This window comes from Sphingobacterium sp. FBM7-1 (assembly GCF_020687765.1).
Lineage (GTDB): Bacteria > Bacteroidota > Bacteroidia > Sphingobacteriales > Sphingobacteriaceae > Sphingobacterium.
This window is the reverse complement of record NZ_JAJEWJ010000003.1, coordinates 1-22,735: the sequence shown is the minus strand read 5'-3', so window position 1 is coordinate 22,735 and position 22,735 is coordinate 1. Positions and strand designations below refer to the sequence as shown.

The following is a 22,735-nucleotide window of genomic DNA, read 5'->3' as shown; positions in this document are numbered from 1 at the left end:
AACTCGTTCATCTTTTTATTCAGATGAACGAGTTTTTTTATGCTATCTCCGTTGATTTCCTATAGATCGTCGTGGCTCCCAATAGAAAATCATCATATTGAATTTCTCGTCTGTCTTGTTGCTTTTCCATCAAACGGATCAATAAATCGAGCGCAAGTTGTGCCATTTGTTGTGTTGGTTGTCGAATCGTAGATAAGGCCGGATTTAAATAGTTCGCTAGATTGGTATTCGTGAAACCGATCACAGCAACGTCGTCTGGAACGCGGAGATCTAGGTCAGCTAATACCCCCAAAATCTTAATTGATAGCGTATCCGTACCGCCGACGATGGCATTTGGCATATGATCGGCGGTCTGTAGCCTTTGGAAAATTTCCTTGAGTTCACTATCGATGTTTTCCGTAGGATCTTGATAGTCTGCATCGATCACATAGTCTTTTTGAAAAGGAATACTGTAATTGTGAAGGGCATTTTTATAACCGCGGATACGGTCTTTCGCATTGCCGATATCTTTTCCACAAAGGAAGGCAATTCGTTTGCGTCCTTTTTTAATCAGTTCTTCGGTAGCTTTAAATGTTTCGAGACTATTGTGAATACCTATTTTATAAGTGTTCAGATCGTGTTGTATACGGTCAAATAAGATAACTGGACAATGGTCATAATGGATGCTTTTTAGCAATTCGGTATTCGAATTTTCAAATGCAGGCGAAATGATAATCCCGGCTACATTTTGACGAATGAGAAAATCCAGAGCTTCTTTTTCTGTTCTTTCGTTGTTTTGTGTTTGAAAGGGGAGTAGCGTATAGTGTTGTAATAAGGAGAGTTTGTATAGCTCGTCAATAAACTCTAAAAAGAACGGACTGGAAAGAAATGGGATGACGACCCCGATTAAATTCGTTTTTCCAGTTTTGAGATGTTTGGCAAATGGGTTTGGCCTATAATGATGTTTTGCTGCATAGGCGAGCACGCGCTCCTTCGTTGTAGCTTTTACTTCATGGCTGTCGTTCAACGCTCTGGAAACCGTAGCGGGAGAGAGATTAAGCGCTGCCGCGATAGATTTTATATTGACTTTGCCCATGTTTAACCTTTGATTTGTTTCTTGCGAAATTATCGATTAATTCCGATAAACACATGGAATAGATTAGATAAGCGATACATTGGGAGTTTGGCTTGGTATTTGCATTCTAACTAAAAATATTGATTGCATATGAAACGAATTTTAGGATTTGCCTTAACCATAATGATGTTTTTAGCATTCACGTCGTGCTATTCGCATCGACATCCGCACGGACATTTGCCGCCAGGCAAGGCGAAGAAAATTTATGGGGATAAATCGGCCAAACGACATGCTCCAGGTCAGAAAAAGAAAAAATATAAGAAAGCAAAGCGGGGAAGAGGACATTACAAACATGATGTCTTTATTCATTTCGGACGTTAGTTGGATTTTTTCAAGCACTAACGTTTTATGTTTAGGTCACAACCCGATATGTACCACCACGATATCGTCGTTGTGATAGGCGGGATGGTAATTCGCGATAGCACCGTTTCGTTTATAGTACGCCAATTCTTCATAAACGGCTTGGCGCAGCATACCTTTTCCCTTACCATGGATAAAGCGAATTTCGGTATAATTCCAATAGATCGCAGCGTCGAGCATTTCCCGCATATACTCCAAGGATTCCGCTAGCAATTCGTCGGACTCGTAAGTATCTAGGTTGTTTAAAAACGCTTCTGCATGTAAATCCACTGTCTTCGAGGGTCTCGGTAAGGTCCGTGCCATAGTCATCGCGATTATATTACAACAAAGGCTTAAAAGGCGATTGCCGGATATGGTCAAGCTTCACTTGAAATAGAGCGGCCATTTTCCGACCTCTGCTTTTCGCTTCCTCCGCTACTGGGCCTTCAAATAGATCGTTAACCGTTTGGTCAAAAAGCTGTAACCAGCGCTCAAAATGTGCTGCTTCGATCGGCAGCTGTGCGTGGGGTGGGAAGGGGCGTCCTTGATAAGTGTACTCATCAAGGAGGATAGTCTGCCAAAAGGTATACATTTTCTCTAGATGTTCTGGCCAGCGACCTGCTAGTTTGCTGTCAAATATCGGTCCGATACTATCGTCTTCCTGCACACGACCGTAGAACGTATCGACCATCAATTTAACGTCTGTTAATGTTTGTATATCTGCTTTCACCATAATATGCCTCCCATGCAAAGTTAGGGAACAAATCGGATAAAAAATATGATCCGGCACATAAAAGGCGGCGCCATTGTCTGTACAATGCAACCTTTACATATGCGATAGACAATGGCACGGCACCGTTTTCTAATAATTGTATTTTTCTACTGATTTGATTTTGTTTTCTCCCTCGGTAAATACTAGAGTCGGCTGATAGGTTTCGGCCTCTTCGGGCGAAATTTGGATAAAAGAAAGGATATGAACGGTATCTCCCACTTTGGCGTGTAACGCCGCACCACCGTTCATACAAACCTCTCCGCTCCCTCTTTTTCCCGGTAAGACATAGGTCATAATACGGCTGCCATTTATGGCGTTGTTAATGTAAACCTGTTCGTATTTCTTGATACCCGCTGCGTCGAGCAAATCAGCGTCGATTGTTATAGACCCGTTGTATTCCACATTTGCTTCTGTAACCTTAACGGTGTGGATTTTCGCTTTTAAAATTGTTAATTCCATAGTATTATAAAATAGCTTTTATGTTTTGTTGATTATTGTTTGTATGATCTATAGTCGATTCCGCTGAAAATATATAGAGATTACCGTCCTGCAAAATCGAATAACTATTATATAGAAAGTTAGGGGTAAACGTATAAGGGCGGTTAATGTCAAAATTTTGGACGCAGTTCGTTTGGATTTTATATTCTAACTTTCCGGAAGCGTCATACTTATAAATGACAAATGTGTTTTCACCTTCGAGGTGCTCTAAGTGGAGCCAAGCGCCTTCTCCGATACCGCCAATCCATTGCGCATGCAGGGGCACTAGGGCTGGACGTGCTGGAGCGGTGATCATTCCCGGTGCTCGATCCGATGCCATATCCTGCGGGTCTTTTTTGGTAAAATTATCTTTAAGCAAGCCAAACTGAAACAAGAGCGAATCTTTACGTTTCATTTTCCACTGCTGAATGACGCCTCCTTCATAACATAAAACTTCGTTGTTGGGGGTTGCATTCACCACATTACTTGTCGGACTCGCTTTGATACATTCTGGATATAATATTTTGCGACGTCTTTTATCGTCTACATCCATGCCTTCCGTTAATACTTGCGCAACAAACCGGGAGCAACTGTTGTTATTCTTAGCGAGCGCGCCATATAAAATAGGCCCTTCGGCTACTAGTTTCTCAGCATAAGCCACACATTTTGAAAAGGAAATCTGTTTGCATATTGAAAATACGGTGCGTCCGCCTCCGTGTGTGGCTTCTTCTTTTTTATCTAGTTCTATCAATATATCTGCTATATTCCGTATCTCGCCCTGTGGTGTAATCTGTGCTTTAGTGGAAATCTCCAAGCGTGGATCAAAAAGAGCCGATCTCGCCCGGCCGTAACCGCGAGGCGATAAATAACGACCAAAATCGTAATATCGTATATTGCCCGTATATTGCTCAACAAGTAAGAGAGCCGCATGTCCGACTTTAAAATGGAGGCTTTTAACAAGACCGATCCGCTTTAAAAAGGCCATCCATTTTTCGTCTCCCCATGCGGTTTTGTCGGGCCAGGAAATCGGTATGGCGATATCGTTGAAAGTATACATGTTTAGATTTAGAATGACGTGATATTTGAACTGAGCATGGCCTGATGAACATTCCCACTCTCATTATAAAGTTTGCTGATATACCGGTCACCGTGGTCTGGAAAAACGAGGACAACGGTATCGGCGGGAGTAAAGCCCATTTTGGCGACGTAGCGATCCAGCGATGCGATTACTGCAGCACTGGAAAACCCCGTCATAATGCCGGTCTGGGAATAATATGCTATTGCCGCATGTTTCGTTTCCTGACAGTTTACTTGAAAGATTTGATCTACAGAAGCGGCGTCAAAAGATCCGGGAACGAAGTTTCTCCCGATCCCTTCGATGGTATCGAAAGGAACCATAAACGTGGGCAAGGTACGATGTTTGAGAAAATGGCTGAGAATCGATCCTGCAGGTTCTATACCCCAGACTTTAATATTGTTGCATTGTTCCTTTAGAAAACGGCCAACACCGGATATAGTTCCGCCCGTACCCACCCCGGCTATAAAATGGGTAATGTTCCCGGAGGTTTGTTCCCATATCTCGGGGGCGGTTGTTTTGTAATGTGCCCGGATATTCTGTGTATTATAATATTGATTGGTGAAGTAGGTATTTGGATGGGTTGCCGCAAAGGACTGCGCTCTAAATTGAGTGGAGTTGAAATCGTGTAAACCGTTGGAATTATCGCAAATCTCGATGTCTGCACCGGCTTTCGTGAGAAGCGCGATCTTCTCTTTGGAGCAACTTTGAGAGACGAATATCTTAGCATGATACCCTAGTTTTCTGGCGATCAACGTTATTCCTAGACCGGTATTCCCGCTACTTGCTTCCACGAAAATACCGCCAGGTTTAATTTTCTTCCTATCGATGGCATCCTGAATCATAAATAGTGCCGGGCGATCTTTTGCCGACATTCCAGGATTATGAAATTCCTCTTTTATATAGATATTGGTATGGTATCGGGTCGACAGCGCTTCACAGTGCCGAAGGGGAGTATTGCCTATAAATTTGCTGATCAAAATATCGTTCGTTTTTATAAATGTACTACATTTATAACGAAAAAAATGACATTATAGCATATCTTTAAACTGAAATTTCAAAATAGGAGGTATTCATTTTCCGACGAAGGTGGGGTCACTTAAGGTTTCGATGAAGGCGATAATATCGTCTTTCTCCTGCTCACTTAGCGGTATGCTATTACCATTTTCTTTCAAAATAGGATCGAGGTTATCAGCTTCCAGCACACCTTCGGCAAGATAGTCTAAAACAGATCGTAGTGTCGGAAACTGGCCGAAGCTGCCATAAGGCGCGGTATACTGCGCATTTCGTAAAGAAGGAACCCGAAAACTCATGTAATCGGTAGAGACCCCCGTCACCCGAGCTCGTCCGCCTTCTTCGGCATTGGGATTCAATGGAAAACCTATGTTTCTAAAGCTTTGATCGGTAAATAGCTCGCCGGTATGACAGCTCGCACATTTTTGCTGAAATACGTGGTAGCCCCGAGTTTCACTGGGTGTAAACGATGCCCCTTCGTTTCGTTTCACTTGGTCATATTTACTGTTCGCGGAGATCAACGTATATTCGTATTGCGATAGGCTATGGTAGATTCGTTGAGGAGTAATCGTCTCGTCGCCAAAGGCTTTACGGAATAAATGTCTATAATCCGGCTCCGCCTGTAGTTTTTCAATGACTTGCACGATGGAGGAATTCATTTCCTCATGTGTAATGATGGGAACTAAAGGCTGGCTCTCGAGCGTAAGTTTATTGCCGTCCCAATTATAGAATTGCATAAAAGCTAAGTTCTGAATGGGAGGCGTATTCCGTAAGCCGACGCGCCCATAAATCCCGACCGCTTGTGTATGGTTATCGGCAAAAGCATGGGATTGTTTATGACAATCAGCGCAGGAGATGGTATTGTTACCACTAAGTTTTTTTTCGTGGAACAATTTTTCGCCTAGTTCCACACCATATTTTGTGGGTTTATTTTTATTTATAGCACGGTTTAACGGTGGAAAGCCTTGTGGGATGTCCAATGAAATTTCAGGGTTGTCATGTGGTAATGTAGGTGCCATATCCTCATTCTGTTGACAGGAAAATAACAGTAAAAAAATAAATAAAATAACACCCGCCTTTTTCATATAAGTTGTATGAAGAGCCACCTAGTCGTAAGATAAAGGTGGCTCCATGATTCGTTAATTTTCTACGCTTTCAATAGAAAACATACCCGTAATATCCGTGGAGCCATTTCCGCCTAGGTTATCAACGAACTCCACCATATTTTCCATTTTATTGCCACTATGGCTATTCGGAGTGATGGCATTTGCGGCGTCTAAGGTTATATTCGTTTTTCCACTCAATAATTTGTCGAAATCCGCCCTGATAATGATCGTAGGTGCCGTATCACCTACAATCGCTCGGGAGTTAAGCGTGAGCGTTATATCGCGGTAAGCGTCAATTCCTTGTACCCAGGACGTGGGGTCTTCACGATCGCCGTTTAAGGTACTTCCGGTATGGAGAGCCATGGCGTCATTCGCTTCGCCGTAATAGCCTTCTAATTTTGTGAATCGATATCCTGTTGCCCATTGCCAATGCATATCGGTGTCGTTTTCACCAGCTTCTGCATAAAAATTAGGGAATTCAATTTGATCGAGCGTATTTAATTCGTGTTTAACGCCCAATCCGAATTTGATTTGTTTGTATTCACCCCCAGGAATATCGCTTAACACGTAAACTAAGCTCTGCGGTTTCGCTTGGTTTATAACTGTTGCGCCCTGATCTAAGTTATCTGTGTGATACGGGATTTCGCCGCCGTCAGCTTTGACGAGCCGGATATTGCTTACCACATATTTCAACTCAGAAAAGTGGTGGGTTTGTCCCTCGGCTGAGGTGTTTTTGGTCGCTGTAGCAGCGGTCGCATTTCCCAGGACGATGGTCTCATTTTTAAAGGTGTTGTTAAAATGCAAAGTGATGTTGTTGGAAACAGGGTTGTCACCGTCCTTGCTGCACGCGATAAATGTAAGGGAACATATCGATAATAATAGATAGTTTTTAAGTGTTTTCATGTTTTCTAGTTTCATAAGGTGTAAGTATGTAATCGTTATCTAATCGATTTTGTTAAAAATTAAATTTTAAAGCCGTGAAGATATTACGCCCCATTCTGGGAATATTTCCCCAATCTGCGTAGGTGCTGTAATATGCATTGAATAGGTTCTCTACGCCAATTTGTAAGACCGCTTTATAATGTTTGATACGGAACGTGTAGTCTGCGGAGGCATTCCATATCTCGTAGGCTGGCGTTAGGTCTTCTCCGTACTCCGGACTATAGTTATTTTGCGCAAAATCGCCATGTAAAGCGGTTCGCACGCCGAATTGGCCGAACATATAGTATAACGAGGTTTGGTAGGTCAGCGGCCGAATGAATGGGAGATTCTCATTTTGATCGTCGGTAGCCCGTGCATAATTGAGCGTTCCTTGCCAATGCAGATGTTGCAAAATGTCGTAATTTGCATTTAAAGACATATTGAACAGTCTCGCATAAGCTAATGAGGTATACCCTTTTACCCCAATGGATTGATAATTCATGGGGCTGCCTAAATTTAAGATTTTCCCGACGATATAATTTTCGATATGGAAATAGTTGGCTTTAATGGCTATTCCCATTCCCCGCTTTTTGAATCCTGCACGTACGTTCACCTCATAAGAGATCTCATTCTTTAGGTTCGGGTTTCCGATATAATCGTACCGGTCGAAGCTGTTATAAATATAATATCCGTATCCTTCCGATACAGAGGGCGCCCGGTGTCCAAAGCCGGTTCCTACAGAAAAATCAAATTGCTGGATGTTGACTTCATAACTTGCATGCAATGCCGGTAATATTCTGTTTTTTTCTTGTGGGGCGCCGGGGTAGAATATTTGGTTGAACTCCACATATTTGGAGTGGTTGTAATTCCAGCCCAAAGAGCCGCCGAAATTTATCCGATTGGTTGCTGAAAATTCCCAGGAATTATTTACGGAAAGACCGGCAAAACGCGTCGTCACCCAGGGCCACGTATAGGCGAACATCGTTTTATTGCTTCGGTCTTGTGGATACATCGTCATTTCCGCAATAGAGAGGTTGTCGTAAGCGTTTAATTGAATTTCGGCGCTGTAAGTATTTCGTTTCAAGTTGGCACGCGAAACTAGCCCGTAAGTTGTGCTCCAGCCAGGCATATCCATGTGCACCAAATTTTCCGGTCGCTTTGTATCGTCCATATAATGTTCGGCCGTGTTGAAATAAATTTTGGTGTCCCACGTACGGACTATTCCCTCTTCAAACATTTGTTTGTACGCGGCAGAGGTTATCAGTGCACGTGAAAGCCATAAATCCATCGGCAAGGCAGGGAATCCGACATCCTCTGCTTTATCATAAATTGCATCTACCCGAACGGAGGAAAGCGGACTCGTTTTATAGGCTAGACCTAACGACGTGTTGAATTTATTATATTGCGAATGTTTTACTTCGTTATTATTTCCATCCGTATAATTTGCTGCTTTTCGAAAGGCTATGCTACCGTCCGCTACAAACTTGTCGTCCGAGTATGACAGATGTCCGAGATTGAAAAACTGCTTGTTGTTACTTTCAAAGCCGGTTTGATAGCTTCCGTTCCAGGTTCTTTCCATCCCAAAAGGTGTACTCTTTCTTTTGAGGTCAATATTGCCTGCAACCGTTGCCCCGTGCATACTTCCCGCTTGGCCAGATGTGATATCGATGGTGGAAAGGTTGTTGCTCTCTACATAAGAAGTTACGGGATCCATCTTGTCCGTACATGCGCCAAACACGTGCATGCCGTCAATTGTAATAGTCGACCGCTCTGTACTCATGTTATTCAATAGCGGTTCCCAAGCATACCCGCCCCGTTTGATAAAACTGATCTGCTCCGAGGAAGCTAAAAACTCGTCGACAGAAACCGTCATTTTCATGTCGGTCTCTATTTTTTTCTTGACGGTTGCCATAATTTCTATCTCCTCGATTTGGCGGATACTGTCGGTTTGGGTGGGCGCGTGCTGTGCAAAGGAATGCGTTCCGAAAAAGAGACCTCCACAAATAAGATATAGCGTCTTCATAACTTTAGAATAGAATATCAAGGTGTAATTCACTGCGGATTCCCTCTACGCCAGGCGTAAAATCTTGCGGCACGGCGGTTCCTTTAATAGTTTGTCCGTTTTGATCCAAGAGAATAAAATTCAACGCCCAATTTCCGGTCATAGTGTAATGGACGACACCATGATATAGGCCATCGCTTTGCTGTGTCAAATCTTCATTGTTAGGCGATGAATGATTGCCCATTGAGGGCTCCGGCATTCGCGGATCCAGTAAGAGCGTATAGTCATTTACCGCTGTGTAGGAAAACTGCGATGGATCAGGGAACGCTGTCGTAGGAGGGGAGGTAGGTTTGTTGAATGTATAGATACCCGCGATCAGCTCATTTTCGCCAACCTTTGGTTTTTGTGGCGAAACTAAGGCGATAAAATATTGCTCATTATCGCTGCCCGTGAAACTCGTCATGTTCAGGTTTTTGTTTGGCTGCTCCTGCACCATGACGGTCTGTTTAGCCTGATACGTTTGATTGGCTATTGTGAAACGGATGTAAAGCTCCCAAATTCTGTCTGTATGAGACGCGTCTGGAAATACGGCATATCCCGAAAAGTATTGTTCTTTGGTTTGATAAACTAAATCATGAAGATGCGGCCCCGATGTTTTGTTGCCATCATCTTCGGTTAGTATGGGCAGAAAAGTTACCGCTTGTATAGTTGGAATTTCCTGCGTTTGACCGGAGGTGATTTTCACACGGATCTCATTGTAGCCTTTATAAAAAATTCCATTTAACGCTTCAATGCTGACTTCGTATCCGCCGTTCCGTATACGAACAACCTCGTTAAAGTCGTCATATTCGGGGACAACGATGTCTATCGCTGCTTCGTAATCTGTTTTTTCTTTTGTGCAGGACCATGCTGCACAGCACATGAGGGTGAAAAATAATAAGAATCTGTTCATTATTACTAACGAAATATGTATAGAAGATATAAATAACCAGATGCCTTGCTCTTCGTTGAACAGCAAGATTTAGCCTAAAGAAAATCGTTAGCTAAGGGGAGGGTGGAATATAGCGGTATGGTAATCAAACAGATAGTTAATCCGATAAGGGGAACCCTGAAGGGGTGTGATTTCTTTATTCGGTTGGTGTATCAAATAAGTTGTACGCTCTTTATGTACATATAGCGAACTGTATTCATATACTACGAGGTTCTTTTTTGTTTCCTCTTTTTCTTTTTCATTTATTTTTTTCATCAATACACACTGCCCGTCACAATGGAGCTGAGGTCGGTCTTTATTTATACATTTTGCCAGATACTCCGGAAGGTGTATCTGATAGTCCACCGTCATGATGCTGCGGTAGAATGATTGCAGCGTCAAGGTCAGTAACAGCATATAGGTGCAAAAACGTATCAAAACTTTCTCTTGTCTTAATGAATCGCTTCAAATATACACAAAGAATAGTTGTGAGAAATGATGAACGTCATTTTTGTCCATGTTTTCTATGACATTAGGACGATCTTTTCTTTTTTCTTCTGCCCCACCAAATCATAAATCCCGTAAGCGGAAGGCTCGCACATATCGCACTGATGATAAAAGCGAGCAGTTTACCCCAGAAGCCGCCAATAGCTCCCACGTGGATGTCGTAATTGGCATCGAGTACTTTTACAGCTAAACTTTTATCGGCGTAATCGACCGTATGGATCCGTTCTGCGGTATTTGGGTCAAACATGACGCGATGGCTGATATGATACGAATAATCGAGTTGCTTGACATACACCTCGTATGGATGTTCGGGATGCTCGTATTCCATATGTTCATAGGGAAATACGACGGAGTACTGTGATGCGGTAGGATAAAGTTGGGCAACTTGGTCACTCATTTTATCGAGCATAGAAAAATCATAGTTTTCGAGATCGATCGATCTGTTATGTTCCGTATAAAACGGATAAGCCTCGCCAGGCTCGGCGAAAGCCGTAAAAATCAATCCCTGGATAAATAAAAAGGAATAGAATGCGCCGGTAATGGCCAACACCAACGCCAAGGGGATCGTATAGAAGCCTAAGATATTATGGAGGTCATAGTTTTTGCGCTTCCAACTTTTAACTTTCTTCCAGCGGAACCAAAAACGTTGCTTGATTGCTTTTCTGTTTTTTGGCCACCATAGGTACAACCCCGAAAGCAGCATGAAAATGAAGATCAATGTGGGTACGCCGGTTATCCATTTGCCCCAGGTGGATTTAAGTAATAGGCTAAAATGAATGTATTTCACGATATGGAAGAAAGTGAATTCTTCATCAATAAAGCGTAATACCTCGCCAGAGTAAGGATTTACATAGACCGATTTATAACTCACGAATTCGTCGAAATAATTCCAGGCATTCTCGTCCATTTCCAAGTAGACGAATACATACGATTTTCGTTTGTCAAGCGGTATGTTGACCCAAAAAACTTCATAAGGCTCCTGTGTAAACGCCTGAACATTCGCTTCGAGCTGCCGGAGCGGGAGCACCTGCTTATTAGCGGTGTCATCCTCACCGTGATAAATGATATCGCGGCGCAGAAAGTCGGTAATGTCCTGCTGGAAGGCAAACAGACAGCCAGTTATGGCTACAATAAATACAATTACACCAACGGCAAGCCCCAAATACAGATGGAGCTTACCAATGGTCTTTGTGATGCGGTTTTTCTTAGCCATTCGTTAGAATTTATAGGTGACACTGGCGGAAAAAGAACGAAGCTTTTGGGGGATAGCATTCCCCCAGCCAATCCAGTATTTTTGCGCAGTTATATTATCAGCTTTCACGCCAAAGCGGTACTTGGCTTGGTAATCGTAGAAAATATTAGCATTTAAAAGAAAGTATGCGGGGAGCTCAATAGTTCCCATGCTCAACGAGTTTACGACATCATATGCACTCGCATAATTTCCGCCAAAACCTAAACCTAAGCCTTTTGTCTTCCCGTTCAGCACGCTATAACTTGCGTAGAAGTTAGCAAGATAAGGCGAAGTTGCTGTTCCGGGGCGACGACCTTCTACATCGGCATCCGCTTTCGTGTATTTCGAGTTGTTGTATGCAAAGCCCGCGAGCACATTAAAGCCATTGATCGGTGTGCCCTGTATTTCCAGTTCAATTCCTTCACTCAGCCGTGTTCCATCTTGAACCTGTTCGCCGATGGTACTGGTCGGCACCGCGCGAAGGACATTGTCCACCACGACATGGTAGTACGAAACGGTACCATTTAGGCGTTTACCCAGCAACTCTACTTTAGAACCCACTTCCCATTGGTTGGCGTATTCGGGCTCGGCAGATCTTGTGACCTGACCTTCTGCCAAATACATCCCTTTGTTGGTAAAGCTGTTTTGGTAACTCCCAAAAATGGACCATAGTGATTTGATAGGTTGGTAAACAATGCCAAACTTAGGGGATACCGTTGTTTGGTTGTATTTTTCAGATGCGATAGCGCCCACGAGCCCACCTATGTTATCGAAGTGATCTAAGCGTATCCCCGCCATGACGTTTAAGTTTGGCGTAAGATCCAATACATCGGCGAAGTATGCGCTATAAGTTTCGGTTGTGCCATCCAGGGGGTAGGTGAAATCGATCTCATTCGCCGCGTATTTTGCGCCCATGTTTTTACCGTTGAATGCGCTTATATCGATAAGGGGATCCGTAAAATTAATCATATCAAATGTACTTCCATAGAAGTATTGTTTGTCCCGTACACGTAAGTAATCCAAGCCTAGTACCATACGGTTGCGCATCCCTCCGAGCTTGAAGTCTGCATTGAAGTTTTGCTGAACTTGGAAATAATTCTTTCTACTATCTTCGGTCGATTGGTCGGCACGGGAGACGTAGTCGGTTCCGGCGGCATTTGGATTGTCCAGCGCGACAGCGTTAGGTACAAGGTAATAGTATGCCCCAAAGCCATCCGAATAGTTCTGCGAAAACGACACGTTTGTACTCGATTTTATAAAGGGTGAAATTTCATAATCGAGCACGGCAAAAAGGTTTAAGTTACGGTAGTCTTGATTCAGACCGTCGCCCTGGAGCGATAAATTGTAGTCGATAGGGAAGTCTTTTATAGAACGTACGCCATATTGGGTGTTTGGGAAAGAAAAGCCGAGCATCTGCCCCATATTACTACTTTGACCTTGCGTATATTCGGCTTCTACGGTCAAATGGGTACGCTGATTAGGGCTATAGGTAAACGTAGGGCTGATAAAAAAATAGGAGGTTTTTAGGTCACTGTTTTGGAAGGAAGATTCGGTATTGTAGGCTGCATTTACCCGAAACAGTGCAGTTTTCTTTTGATTTAAAACACGGTTAAGATCGAGCTGTGCCCGATAGAAATGATGGGATCCGCCCGACAGGCTAGCAGACCCAAAATTGTAGTCTTGCGCTTTTTTGGTTATCCGATTAATCATTCCGCCGTAGCTTGCCAAAATGTTGCCAAATAAGGTTCCCGACGGGCCTTTTAATACTTCCAAGCGTTCTAGGTTAGCTGCATCAACGGTGCCTGATATGCCACCAGCTAAGCCGTTTCGTAAGGTATTGGAAGATACAAAGCCACGTAGACTTACATAGGCACCTCCGTCACCGGAACGGCTTGTGGCGTTCCAAATATTTTGTAAGCCGGTAATGTTTCGCGACCCTTCATCGACGTTAAAGATAAGTTGCTGATCCAGTAGCTTTCCGTCGATAACAGAATAGACTTGTGCATTTTCTAGATTTTTAAGCGGGATTTTCGCCACGTTATAAGTAGGTTTTTCGAGGACCATTGGTGATTTGTAGCCGGTTACATGAACTTCATCTACTTGTATGGCTGCGGATTTTATGGTAATCAATCCCACATAATGATTTTGGTTTTGAATCCGGACCGGTTTGCCATAGACTTCTTTTCCTAAATATTGAATACGTAGCATGTATTCTCCTTTTTCGGGAACATGGAGGCGGAATTCTCCATTTTGATCAGCTTTGGTTCCTTCTCGAAAAGGTTCGATGTAGACGGTCGCATTCGATAAAGGTACTAGAAATTCGGTTTGAATTTTTCCGGTTACCTGGATCTGAGCTTGGGCAGACCAGATGTATGCTAAAAAGGTGACGATGAGTGTGTATCTCTTCATTTGTTTTAAGTTTGGGAACCAAAAGTATAAAACTATTTAGATTAATTAAAAATAATATTCATTTAATTTGTTCCAATCGCTTTGGAGGTGGAAGTCTTACCTTTATGATGAAGAGCAATAAGAAGAGAGCAAACGTAAAAGACACCCTTAATTTCTTCGACACTTGTTCGACAGCTGTTCGAATGTTGTTCGACAGTTGTTCGAGTCGGCTTCGAGTCGGCTTCGACTCTGCTTCGGGAAGGCTTCGACTCCGCTTCGACTGCTGTTCGAGTCTTGTTCGACTGTTGTTCGACAGGTCTTCGGCAGCGCTTCGGGGTTTCTTCGGCTACTAGTCGAAGAACCCCCGAAGCGCTGCCGAAGAAACGCCCTCCCTGTTTCGAACTTATCTGCAATTTTTCCCCTATCTTACCTAAGTACCGGCCGTTCGCTGGTCTAAAAAAAATCTATTTCAGTTGAATTTTCAGGTTCTGTTAGCATCCTTACCGTCGTGATGTGTTGGGACGCCGTGTGTCTTTTTTGGCTGGTTATGATACTGCCGTCTATCAAGTTGTCTCAATTTGTTCCATTATTCTTTTCACATGCTGCGGAGCTATAGTTTAGCTTCCGATATCAGAAAAACGCAGTACATATACGCAATGGTTTAACATATTAAATAATCAGAAAAAATGGCAAAATTTTTAAAAGGTATCCACGGAGCCTATACCGGAAAAGTTGGTAATGTAGTCGGCAGCAGCTGGCGTAACGTGGACGTGAAAAGCTTACGGAAACAGCGTAACCCGTGCTGCATCTGCAATAATAAAAAAAGATTCCGCTGTGATAGTGGCACCACTAGTAGGAGGAAAAAGCGTTATAGGCATGAAAATTATTGTGGAACAACGTCAACCTGTGTTAATTATCATCAGAATGCCCCCACCGATTCTCATTAAAATGCCCCCACTAATATCATAAAAAAATCATTCATTCTCGTTCTCCTCTGTTAATTCATTTTCCTGCTTTCTGGGTCTTCCTCTTTTCCCCCTGGGAGCTTCTTCATTTGGAAAGAGATCCTGTAACTCCATTAGGTTTTTTACCCGATAACTGCTACCGTTGAGTTTTACAATGGTTGCGTGATGGACTATCCGATCTATGATAGCCGAAGCGATCACCCTATCTCCGAAGAGGTTTCCCCAGTCCTCGAAGTTCCGATTGGTTGTAATGATCATTGATCCTGTTTCATATCGTCTTCGCACAATTTCAAAGAAGTCCTCCATACTGTTCTGTGGCATTTTTTTAAAGCCCAACTCATCGAGTATCAGCAGGTCCGGTTTCAGAAAGCGCTGCAGCGTTGCCGCATAGCTGCCGTCGGCCCGCGAGGCGAAGAGTCTTTCGACCATTTCGTTAGTGTGCACGAACAGCACCTTTTTCCCCCTCTTGACTGCTTCCAGTCCGATGGCATTCGCTAGATGGGTCTTTCCCACCCCAGGTTTACCCATGAATATAGCATTGGATCGTTGTTCGATGAACCTGCACGATGCCAGATCGAATAACTGTCTTCTATCGAGTCCGGGTTGGTAGCTCAGGTCATAGCTATCCAGTATCTTTTGGGTATCCAGACGTGATTCTTTTAGCCGGGACTGGTAACCATTGGCCTGTCGTTTGACCGTTTCATCTTCAACGAGCAGTTCTAGGAATTCCAGATAGCTGATCTGTTTTTCTAGGGCATGTCTGTTTCTCATCTCCAGGTTTTGGGCCATCGTGGCCAATTTTAGGTGGCGTAGGCTTGCCAATAATGTTTCCATATTATATTTTCATTTATATTAGTTTGTTAAACGGTCATATAGACCCAGTTCGTGTTCATATTCACGGGAATAGGCCATCGGGACCGGCTCGTCATAGTTCTGCTGGTACAGCTCGTTCTCGCAGATCCGTTTAACTTGCTGATAGCTGAACGCCCCGAAGTAGATCGCACGTTTGCAGGAAAGGTCTATCTGCTGGTCGGTAAACCGCTTCCTTAGTTTAAGAATCCCACGGGTCATGGGGCCCCAATGCGTAGGTACCGCGACCATAAGATGCTCAAAAAAACGCGCCGTGTAAGGGCCAATTCCGGCCATCTGGTATTGGTATTCCTCCCTGCTTACGTTCTTTTTGTATTCTGGTCGATGTTCTTGGCGGGAAACGTACATGCCGATCTGCCCGCTGACCTGATGGACCGCTATTTGGACGCTCCCATCAAATATTTTCAAACAGGTTCCATTACTCTCCAGCCTGACGGTCTTACCGGCGTAGGTAGATGGCACTGAGTAGTAATTGTGGCGGTAGCTAACGTGTGCCAGCCGTGTGACCTTTCTGGAGCCGACGTCCAGAATTTCGTACCGGAGCAGCGGAAGATCCAGCAGTGCCGGCTTTTCATTTTGCTGGAACATGGCCAGTGGCACCCGGCGCGTCGTGCCGTGGACACGCTTATTACAGATTTCTTCGTTCCAGACCTTTAGTCCGCAAAGCAGATCATGGTAACTGTTACCTTCGAAGCCCTTCAGGAAATTGTTCTTTACATATTTGATCGAGGATTCTACCTTTCCCTTATCCTGCGGCCTGCGCGGACGACAGGCAATCCCCGCACAACCGTAATAAGAGAGAAACGCTGAATATTGACGCTGCAACTCCGGTTCATAAAGATCCGGAGTGGTCACCCCGGAGTGGCATCATTTGAACCGTAATAGCTGGCACCATCCGACCGAAATGACTGGCATAAATCAAACCGTAATATCCAGCCAAAATGCAACATCTTAAATGTCGCTGTTGTCATGAAGGAAACTTGGTTACGATATTGATTTTTGGAAAGAGAGGTCCACCAAAAGATTACCTTCTTGACCATAAACGTGTTCCTGTAAATTAGCTTTTACGGGTAAGGGAACTTGTGTTCAGAAGTGAGGGTAATGAGCGTAGTAAACTGATTATTAAGAGTCAAAAGCCACGAAAAAACAAAAAGCAGGCCTCCACCTGCTCGAATATCTTCTAACCTAAAAATGAAAACTCCATAAAGATAGGTATCCAGTAACCGGTTCCGTTCAACGGGCTTTCATCTCGAGCCCTACGGGCAAGACGAAAGCTTAGTTATTGGTGGCAGTTTTTTTAAAAATTAATGTCATTAATTTTTCAATAAAACAACAATTAAGGCGATAATTGCGGGTAATGCCTGTGTTATGAATATTTTTTTACTTGCTGTCAAAGCTCCATAGACTCCTGCAACAACAACACAAGTCAAAAAGAAAATAGAAATATTTGTTTGCCAAATATTGTCAGATATGAAGAAAGTCCAAATTAAGCCTGCCGATAAAAAACCGTTGTAAAGTCCTTGGTTTGCGGCAAGTCCTTTTGTGGGTTTGAATAAATTTTCAGGCAATGACTTAAATGTTTTTTTACCTATAGTTTCCCAAGCAAACATTTCAAAGTACATTATGTAAAGATGTTCAATTGCAACAAGTCCAACCAAAATTTTTGACAATATTTCCATTTTCGTTTTTTTAAATTTTTAAATGATTATTTTATTTTAAGCGTTTTTGAATTTGAGTTGTCAGTATTCCTACTTTGTCAAATTAATAGTTTGTATAATTTTTCGTAAATATTTCGATTTTAGGTTCAACGGTATAATATCTCCAAGCCATTCAAGAACCATCTGTTTTAGATAGTAGTAATCTGGCATTCTATTTATTTTCTTGTCCAACTATTGAATTTTGATGTTTTTGAGTGTCGTTATAAAATTGCCACCAATGGCTCGGCGCTTGGCGCAGTGGCGGATTTCGGAGCACAAAACTGTCAATACACCACAAAAGTTGATGCGAGGTAGAATGTTCAATTAACCACTTAACCCGCCATTGAGCCAAACGCCTGTTACAGGCTGGCGTTTTCGTTAACTGTGTAATTTTAGCTATTTATTTTCAACCTTTTAACCCATTTATACACTTCGACCCACAACACCGACACGGCAGCAATTAAAATTGAGATTAAGAATTGCTGGAAATTTATACTACTCAATTGAAAGAAAGAAGCGAATGGCGGAATATAGAGTATTGCAATAAGTAAAACCAAAGATGCTCCAAGTATTAATGGGAACAATGTATTTTTATTTTTAAAACTATCAAATACACTGTAAATGAATGAGCGATTAACCATACTCAAAAACACATTTGCAAATACTAAAGTTGTGAAAACTATTGAACGTGTAGTTGCTTCATTACTACCGTTTTGTACAGCATACTGATATGCAGTTAGAACGCCTGCGGTAATGGCCAATCCCTGAATAATACTAATGCTTAATTCTTTCCAGCTCAAGAATGTCTCGGTCATTTTACGTGGTTTCTCTAGCATTGTATTTTTTTCCATCGGCTCATTTTCATAGACAATAGAACAGGTTGGCCCCATTATTAGCTCCAAGAAAATAACATGTACCGGTGTGAAAATATGCGGATATATCCAACCCAAAAACAAGGGTAAAGAAACCGTTAGAATAATCGGAATATGAATGGATATAATATATTGAATGGCTTTTTTGAGATTGGAATAAATTCTTCTTCCAGCCGCTATTCCAGTGATCAATTTGTCTAAATCATCATTTGCAATAACCAATGCTGCCGCTGCTTTTGCGATTTCTGTTCCTTTATTTCCCATCGCTACACCAATATGAGCTGCTTTCAAAGCAGGTGCATCATTCACGCCATCTCCCAGCATGGCCACCACTTCATCGTTCTTTTTAAGAGCGTTTACAATTGCCAATTTTGCCTCGGGGAACATACGCGTAAACAGTGTGGTGCTTTTAGAAAGTTCCATCAATTCGGTTTCTGTATGATGAACGATATCGGTTCCGTTTACTGCTGCTGTTTCGTTTATAATTCCTGCTTGATGCGCAATAGCCCTTGTTGTATCTGCATTGTCTCCTGTGATGACTTTTACCTTGATGCCTGCAGCATATATCTTTTTAAATACTTCTTGAATGTTCGCTTTCGGTGGATCGTAGAAAACAGTGAATCCTAAAAAGTCAAAAGAAAAATCTTGTTGTTTTTCAGGAAAGTGATTGCCTTCAAAATTACATTTAGCCACGCCCAGTACTCGGTACCCTTGCGCTCCGAAATTGATGATATGTTGTCGTAAATTGTCCTTCTCGCTTTCCGTAAGATTAGAAACGGCAAGAATGGCTTCGGGCGCACCTTTGGCTGCAATAATTCTTTCACCTAAACTATTTTCAAAAAGATGCGTCATCATTGGAGGTTTCCCTTCTAATGGATATTCGTGTATCATTTGAAAATTCTTCCGCTCATCATTGGATTGTGTTTGCTCATAAATTTGATGCAGTGTTTTTTCCATGGGATCAAACGGAATGGGTTCACTACTCCACATAGCGAAACGAATAAGCTCTGAAAGCTCAGGTGTATTGAATTGCGTATCCTCAAAAACCTTGTTTGATTTGTAATCAAATAAAAGTTTCAGTCGCATGGAGTTTTCAGTAATAGTTCCCGTTTTGTCCGTACAGATCACTGTAGTACTGCCCAATGTTTCGACCACACTACTACGTTTAATTATCACACCTTCACTCATTAATTTCCAGGCACCTAAAGCCATAAAAGTAGTAAAGGCTACAGGGATTTCTTCTGGAAGCACAGACATGGCCAAGGTTAATCCAGCGAGTAAACTTTGTATGATATCTCCTGATTTCCAGTAACTAAATCCCCAAACCATCAGAAACACGATAACACCAATAATCGCCATTCCCTTTACAAATTTGGTAATCTGAATTTGCAGTGGCGAATGAACTTCTTTGATATCTTGAATGGATTGACTGATTTTCCCTAGTTTGGTTTCTGCTCCAATTTTCTCTACATTAAAGATGGCCAAACCAGATACTACCAGCGTTCCGCTATATATTTTTCTATCTTCGGTTTCTTGACTTTTAAATACTGAAAAACTTTCACCTGTTAGTGAGGCTTCATTAACTGAAAAATCATTGCTGTGCACAATTTCGCCATCAGCACTAATCATTTTTCCTTCTTCGACAATGCATAAATCGCCAACGGCAATTTCGTTTGTGGGAATTTGCATCACGATTGAATCTCTGATAACAGTACTTAACGGTTCGTTCAATTTTTTCAACGCTTCCAGTGCTTTTTTACTGCGATTGTCTTGATAGAATGAAATGCCAGAAACGACAATAATAGCGCCCAACATAAAAATAGCTTCGGAATAATTGCCAACTATTATATAAATAGCTGTTACCGCAATAAGCAAAAGCAGCATTGGTTCTTTCAAAATATCGAGCAACATCCTATACCACGCATTTTTTTTAATAGCGTCTATTTGATTGAAACCAAATTTTTTTCGAGAGGTTTTTAATTCCTCAGTTGTGAGACCTTTAATGTGTTTGGGGACATTATACTGCATCAGTCTAATTTTTTAAAAACATAAAACTGTTAGATTTATTTAAATTACTGTGAAAAGCGTTTTTGTGATTTTAGTGCATTTTTCCACGCTTGCCTGTAATGGCTCGGCGACTTGGCGAAGTAGCGAAGCTGTATCGAAGATACAAAAGCGGAGCTATTTAGCCAAGTCGCTTGTTGTAAGCAGTCCGCGAAGCGGCGGCTTACGGCAAGCGACGTAAGTCGCCGAGCCATTGTTAGCAAGGAGCGCAGCGGATTGCTAACAACGAAAAATGGTAGCCGTAGTTGCCGGATTTACAGCACTTTCGTATCAATTTAGCACTTCGGTTCGTTAAAAGCACCAAAGTATCAAGTTGGCACGAAAGCCGGCAATTATCGGCTACCATATGTTAGTGGCATTTATCATTTCATTATATTCATTTGCTTTAACGCATTTTTTGTTACATTAATTCTCGATGAAATAAAATCATCAACATTCAATCCGTCTGTCGGAATTACATTTGTTGCAAAAAAATAAACATTAGATTTTGTTTCAACATAACCAACAAACCAACCATTATATTTTTCTTCTATCGAACTTAATCCAGTCTTACCGCTTAAAATGTAATTTTCAGTTCGCTCAATTTCCATAATATTTTTGACAATCTTTATTGTCCTATCAGAAATTGGAAATTTTGAAAAATAGAATTTCCTCAAAAAGTCGATTTGTTGTTTTTGAGATATTTTTGAATTTCCTTCAAGCCAAAAATTGTCAATCGTTAAACTGTCAAAAATCATATTTTTATACTCAAATTTTTCTAAATATTCTTTCATTTTAATTGTTCCGATTTTCCTTGCAATTTCCTGATAGCAAGGAACACAGGAAATTCTAAAAGCATCTTTAAATGATAAATCTTTTTCCCAAATATCCATTTTTCTCTGCTCGCCATTCCATTTTAAAATAGTTGTATCATTTTCAATAATGCCTAATTCAACAGCAATTATAGAATTTGGAATTTTGAATGTTGATGCAGGTAATTTTCCGTTTTTAGCCCAATCAAAGTCATTTGAGTAAAAAGTATTCTTGTCGTTATCATAAATTAGAATTGAACCATTTACTTGAAAACTATCTAAAATTTTGTCAAAATCAGAAATTTCTGTTTCAATTATGTTTTTATTCGTTGTTGTGTTACAGCAAACAAATAAAAATATCATTGAAATAAAAACTACAAATAAAATATTTTTCATTTATTGTCTAATTATCGTTTGTTTTTGTTGCCACTAACATATGTTAGTGGCATTTATCATTTCATTATATTCATTTGCTTTAACGCATTTTTTGTTACATTAATTCTCGATGAAATAAAATCATCAACATTCAATCCGTCTGTCGGAATTACATTTGTTGCAAAAAAATAAACATTAGATTTTGTTTCAACATAACCAACAAACCAACCATTATATTTTTCTTCTATCGAACTTAATCCAGTCTTACCGCTTAAAATGTAATTTTCAGTTCGCTCAATTTCCATAATATTTTTGACAATCTTTATTGTCCTATCAGAAATTGGAAATTTTGAAAAATAGAATTTCCTCAAAAAGTCGATTTGTTGTTTTTGAGATATTTTTGAATTTCCTTCAAGCCAAAAATTGTCAATCGTTAAACTGTCAAAAATCATATTTTTATACTCAAATTTTTCTAAATATTCTTTCATTTTAATTGTTCCGATTTTCCTTGCAATTTCCTGATAGCAAGGAACACAGGAAATTCTAAAAGCATCTTTAAATGATAAATCTTTTTCCCAAATATCCATTTTTCTCTGCTCGCCATTCCATTTTAAAATAGTTGTATCATTTTCAATAATGCCTAATTCAACAGCAATTATAGAATTTGGAATTTTGAATGTTGATGCAGGTAATTTTCCGTTTTTAGCCCAATCAAAGTCATTTGAGTAAAAAGTATTCTTGTCGTTATCATAAATTAGAATTGAACCATTTACTTGAAAACTATCTAAAATTTTGTCAAAATCAGAAATTTCTGTTTCAATTATGTTTTTATTCGTTGTTGTGTTACAGCAAACAAATAAAAATATCATTGAAATAAAAACTACAAATAAAATATTTTTCATTTATTGTCTAATTATCGTTTGTTTTTGTTGCCACTAACGTGCCGCGTATTGGCGATGGGCGGGATTTTTAGCACTGAACTTTAATCGAAGAACAGAAATTGAATTTTGCACTTCCGTTGATACGAAGCCGTTCAGCCCGCCTATTGCCAATACGATGTTGTACGACGTAGTTATGTTTTGGGTTTTAGTCCAGCTAAATATTTTCGTATGTCATTTTCTAATTTATCCGGGTATTTGTACTCTAATTTTTTTGACAATTCAGTTCCTATTTCTGAAACTAAAT

The 22,735-nt window shown here is 41.2% G+C and carries 21 protein-coding genes and 1 pseudogene; 1 reads left to right on the top strand and 21 read right to left on the bottom strand.

From position 1 onward, the window contains the following. Positions 1-37: 37 nt before the first annotated feature. Positions 38-1,075 (bottom strand): LacI family DNA-binding transcriptional regulator, encoded by a 1,038-nt coding sequence (locus tag LKO28_RS06880; protein ID WP_227693965.1) that lies wholly within the window; start codon positions 1,073-1,075, stop codon positions 38-40. A gap of 129 nt (positions 1,076-1,204) precedes the next feature. Between LKO28_RS06880 and LKO28_RS06875 the strand changes: the two genes are divergently transcribed. Then, complete coding sequence (locus LKO28_RS06875) at positions 1,205-1,435, top strand: quinol oxidase subunit 4 (RefSeq protein ID WP_227693964.1); 231 nt, start codon at positions 1,205-1,207, stop codon at positions 1,433-1,435. Between the two features lie 36 nt (positions 1,436-1,471). Here LKO28_RS06875 and LKO28_RS06870 read toward each other — a convergent pair whose 3' ends face one another. From LKO28_RS06870 to LKO28_RS06775, 20 genes and pseudogenes are all read right to left on the bottom strand, one after another. After that, positions 1,472-1,777: a Smr/MutS family protein gene (locus tag LKO28_RS06870; RefSeq protein WP_227693963.1), complete on the bottom strand. Its 306-nt coding sequence runs from the start codon at positions 1,775-1,777 to the stop codon at positions 1,472-1,474. 16 nt (positions 1,778-1,793) lie between these two features. Beyond that, the gene (locus LKO28_RS06865) at positions 1,794-2,186 is read right to left on the bottom strand and encodes a group III truncated hemoglobin (RefSeq protein WP_227693962.1); all 393 of its coding nucleotides are present in this window, start codon (positions 2,184-2,186) and stop codon (positions 1,794-1,796) included. 129 nt (positions 2,187-2,315) lie between these two features. Continuing rightward, positions 2,316-2,684: an aspartate 1-decarboxylase gene (gene panD / locus LKO28_RS06860; RefSeq protein ID WP_227693961.1), complete on the bottom strand. Its 369-nt coding sequence runs from the start codon at positions 2,682-2,684 to the stop codon at positions 2,316-2,318. 4 nt (positions 2,685-2,688) lie between these two features. Then, positions 2,689-3,759, bottom strand: coding sequence for a DUF6695 family protein (locus LKO28_RS06855; protein WP_227693960.1), 1,071 nt, complete (start codon positions 3,757-3,759; stop codon positions 2,689-2,691). Between the two features lie 8 nt (positions 3,760-3,767). Continuing rightward, on the bottom strand, positions 3,768-4,757 hold the full coding sequence (locus tag LKO28_RS06850; protein ID WP_227693959.1) for a PLP-dependent cysteine synthase family protein: 990 nt from the start codon (positions 4,755-4,757) through the stop codon (positions 3,768-3,770). A 93-nt stretch (positions 4,758-4,850) separates the two neighbouring features. After that, on the bottom strand, positions 4,851-5,810 hold the full coding sequence (locus LKO28_RS06845; protein ID WP_227693958.1) for a cytochrome-c peroxidase: 960 nt from the start codon (positions 5,808-5,810) through the stop codon (positions 4,851-4,853). Between the two features lie 120 nt (positions 5,811-5,930). Next, on the bottom strand, positions 5,931-6,800 hold the full coding sequence (locus LKO28_RS06840) for an MbnP family protein (protein ID WP_227693957.1): 870 nt from the start codon (positions 6,798-6,800) through the stop codon (positions 5,931-5,933). A gap of 52 nt (positions 6,801-6,852) precedes the next feature. After that, positions 6,853-8,841 carry a TonB-dependent receptor plug domain-containing protein gene (locus LKO28_RS06835; protein ID WP_227693956.1) on the bottom strand — a complete coding sequence of 663 codons (1,989 nt, stop codon included), beginning with the start codon at positions 8,839-8,841 and terminating at the stop codon, positions 6,853-6,855. A gap of 4 nt (positions 8,842-8,845) precedes the next feature. Continuing rightward, positions 8,846-9,772 carry a FixH family protein gene (locus tag LKO28_RS06830; RefSeq protein WP_227693955.1) on the bottom strand — a complete coding sequence of 309 codons (927 nt, stop codon included), beginning with the start codon at positions 9,770-9,772 and terminating at the stop codon, positions 8,846-8,848. An 87-nt stretch (positions 9,773-9,859) separates the two neighbouring features. Further along, the gene (locus LKO28_RS06825) at positions 9,860-10,228 is read right to left on the bottom strand and encodes a hypothetical protein (RefSeq protein WP_227693954.1); all 369 of its coding nucleotides are present in this window, start codon (positions 10,226-10,228) and stop codon (positions 9,860-9,862) included. A 94-nt stretch (positions 10,229-10,322) separates the two neighbouring features. Next, positions 10,323-11,510, bottom strand: coding sequence for a PepSY-associated TM helix domain-containing protein (locus LKO28_RS06820; RefSeq protein WP_227693953.1), 1,188 nt, complete (start codon positions 11,508-11,510; stop codon positions 10,323-10,325). A 3-nt stretch (positions 11,511-11,513) separates the two neighbouring features. Continuing rightward, the gene (locus LKO28_RS06815; RefSeq protein WP_227693952.1) at positions 11,514-13,937 is read right to left on the bottom strand and encodes a TonB-dependent receptor; all 2,424 of its coding nucleotides are present in this window, start codon (positions 13,935-13,937) and stop codon (positions 11,514-11,516) included. A gap of 953 nt (positions 13,938-14,890) precedes the next feature. Further along, positions 14,891-15,715: an IS21-like element helper ATPase IstB gene (gene istB, locus LKO28_RS06810; protein WP_227693951.1), complete on the bottom strand. Its 825-nt coding sequence runs from the start codon at positions 15,713-15,715 to the stop codon at positions 14,891-14,893. An 18-nt stretch (positions 15,716-15,733) separates the two neighbouring features. Continuing rightward, the gene (locus LKO28_RS06805) at positions 15,734-16,339 is read right to left on the bottom strand and encodes a Mu transposase domain-containing protein (RefSeq protein WP_411028036.1); all 606 of its coding nucleotides are present in this window, start codon (positions 16,337-16,339) and stop codon (positions 15,734-15,736) included. A gap of 263 nt (positions 16,340-16,602) precedes the next feature. Further along, the gene (locus tag LKO28_RS06800) at positions 16,603-16,791 is read right to left on the bottom strand and encodes a hypothetical protein (RefSeq protein WP_227693949.1); all 189 of its coding nucleotides are present in this window, start codon (positions 16,789-16,791) and stop codon (positions 16,603-16,605) included. A 273-nt stretch (positions 16,792-17,064) separates the two neighbouring features. After that, positions 17,065-17,430, bottom strand: coding sequence for a DUF1304 domain-containing protein (locus LKO28_RS06795; RefSeq protein ID WP_123265371.1), 366 nt, complete (start codon positions 17,428-17,430; stop codon positions 17,065-17,067). Positions 17,431-17,840: 410 nt separating this feature from the next. Further along, positions 17,841-20,348: a cation-translocating P-type ATPase gene (locus LKO28_RS06790; RefSeq protein ID WP_227693948.1), complete on the bottom strand. Its 2,508-nt coding sequence runs from the start codon at positions 20,346-20,348 to the stop codon at positions 17,841-17,843. Positions 20,349-20,746: 398 nt separating this feature from the next. Continuing rightward, complete coding sequence (locus tag LKO28_RS06785; protein ID WP_004295324.1) at positions 20,747-21,571, bottom strand: class D beta-lactamase OXA-347; 825 nt, start codon at positions 21,569-21,571, stop codon at positions 20,747-20,749. A gap of 56 nt (positions 21,572-21,627) precedes the next feature. Further along, positions 21,628-22,452, bottom strand: coding sequence for a class D beta-lactamase OXA-347 (locus LKO28_RS06780; RefSeq protein WP_004295324.1), 825 nt, complete (start codon positions 22,450-22,452; stop codon positions 21,628-21,630). 170 nt (positions 22,453-22,622) lie between these two features. Continuing rightward, positions 22,623-22,735, bottom strand: a pseudogene (locus tag LKO28_RS06775) (aminoglycoside 6-adenylyltransferase); the annotation flags it as partial.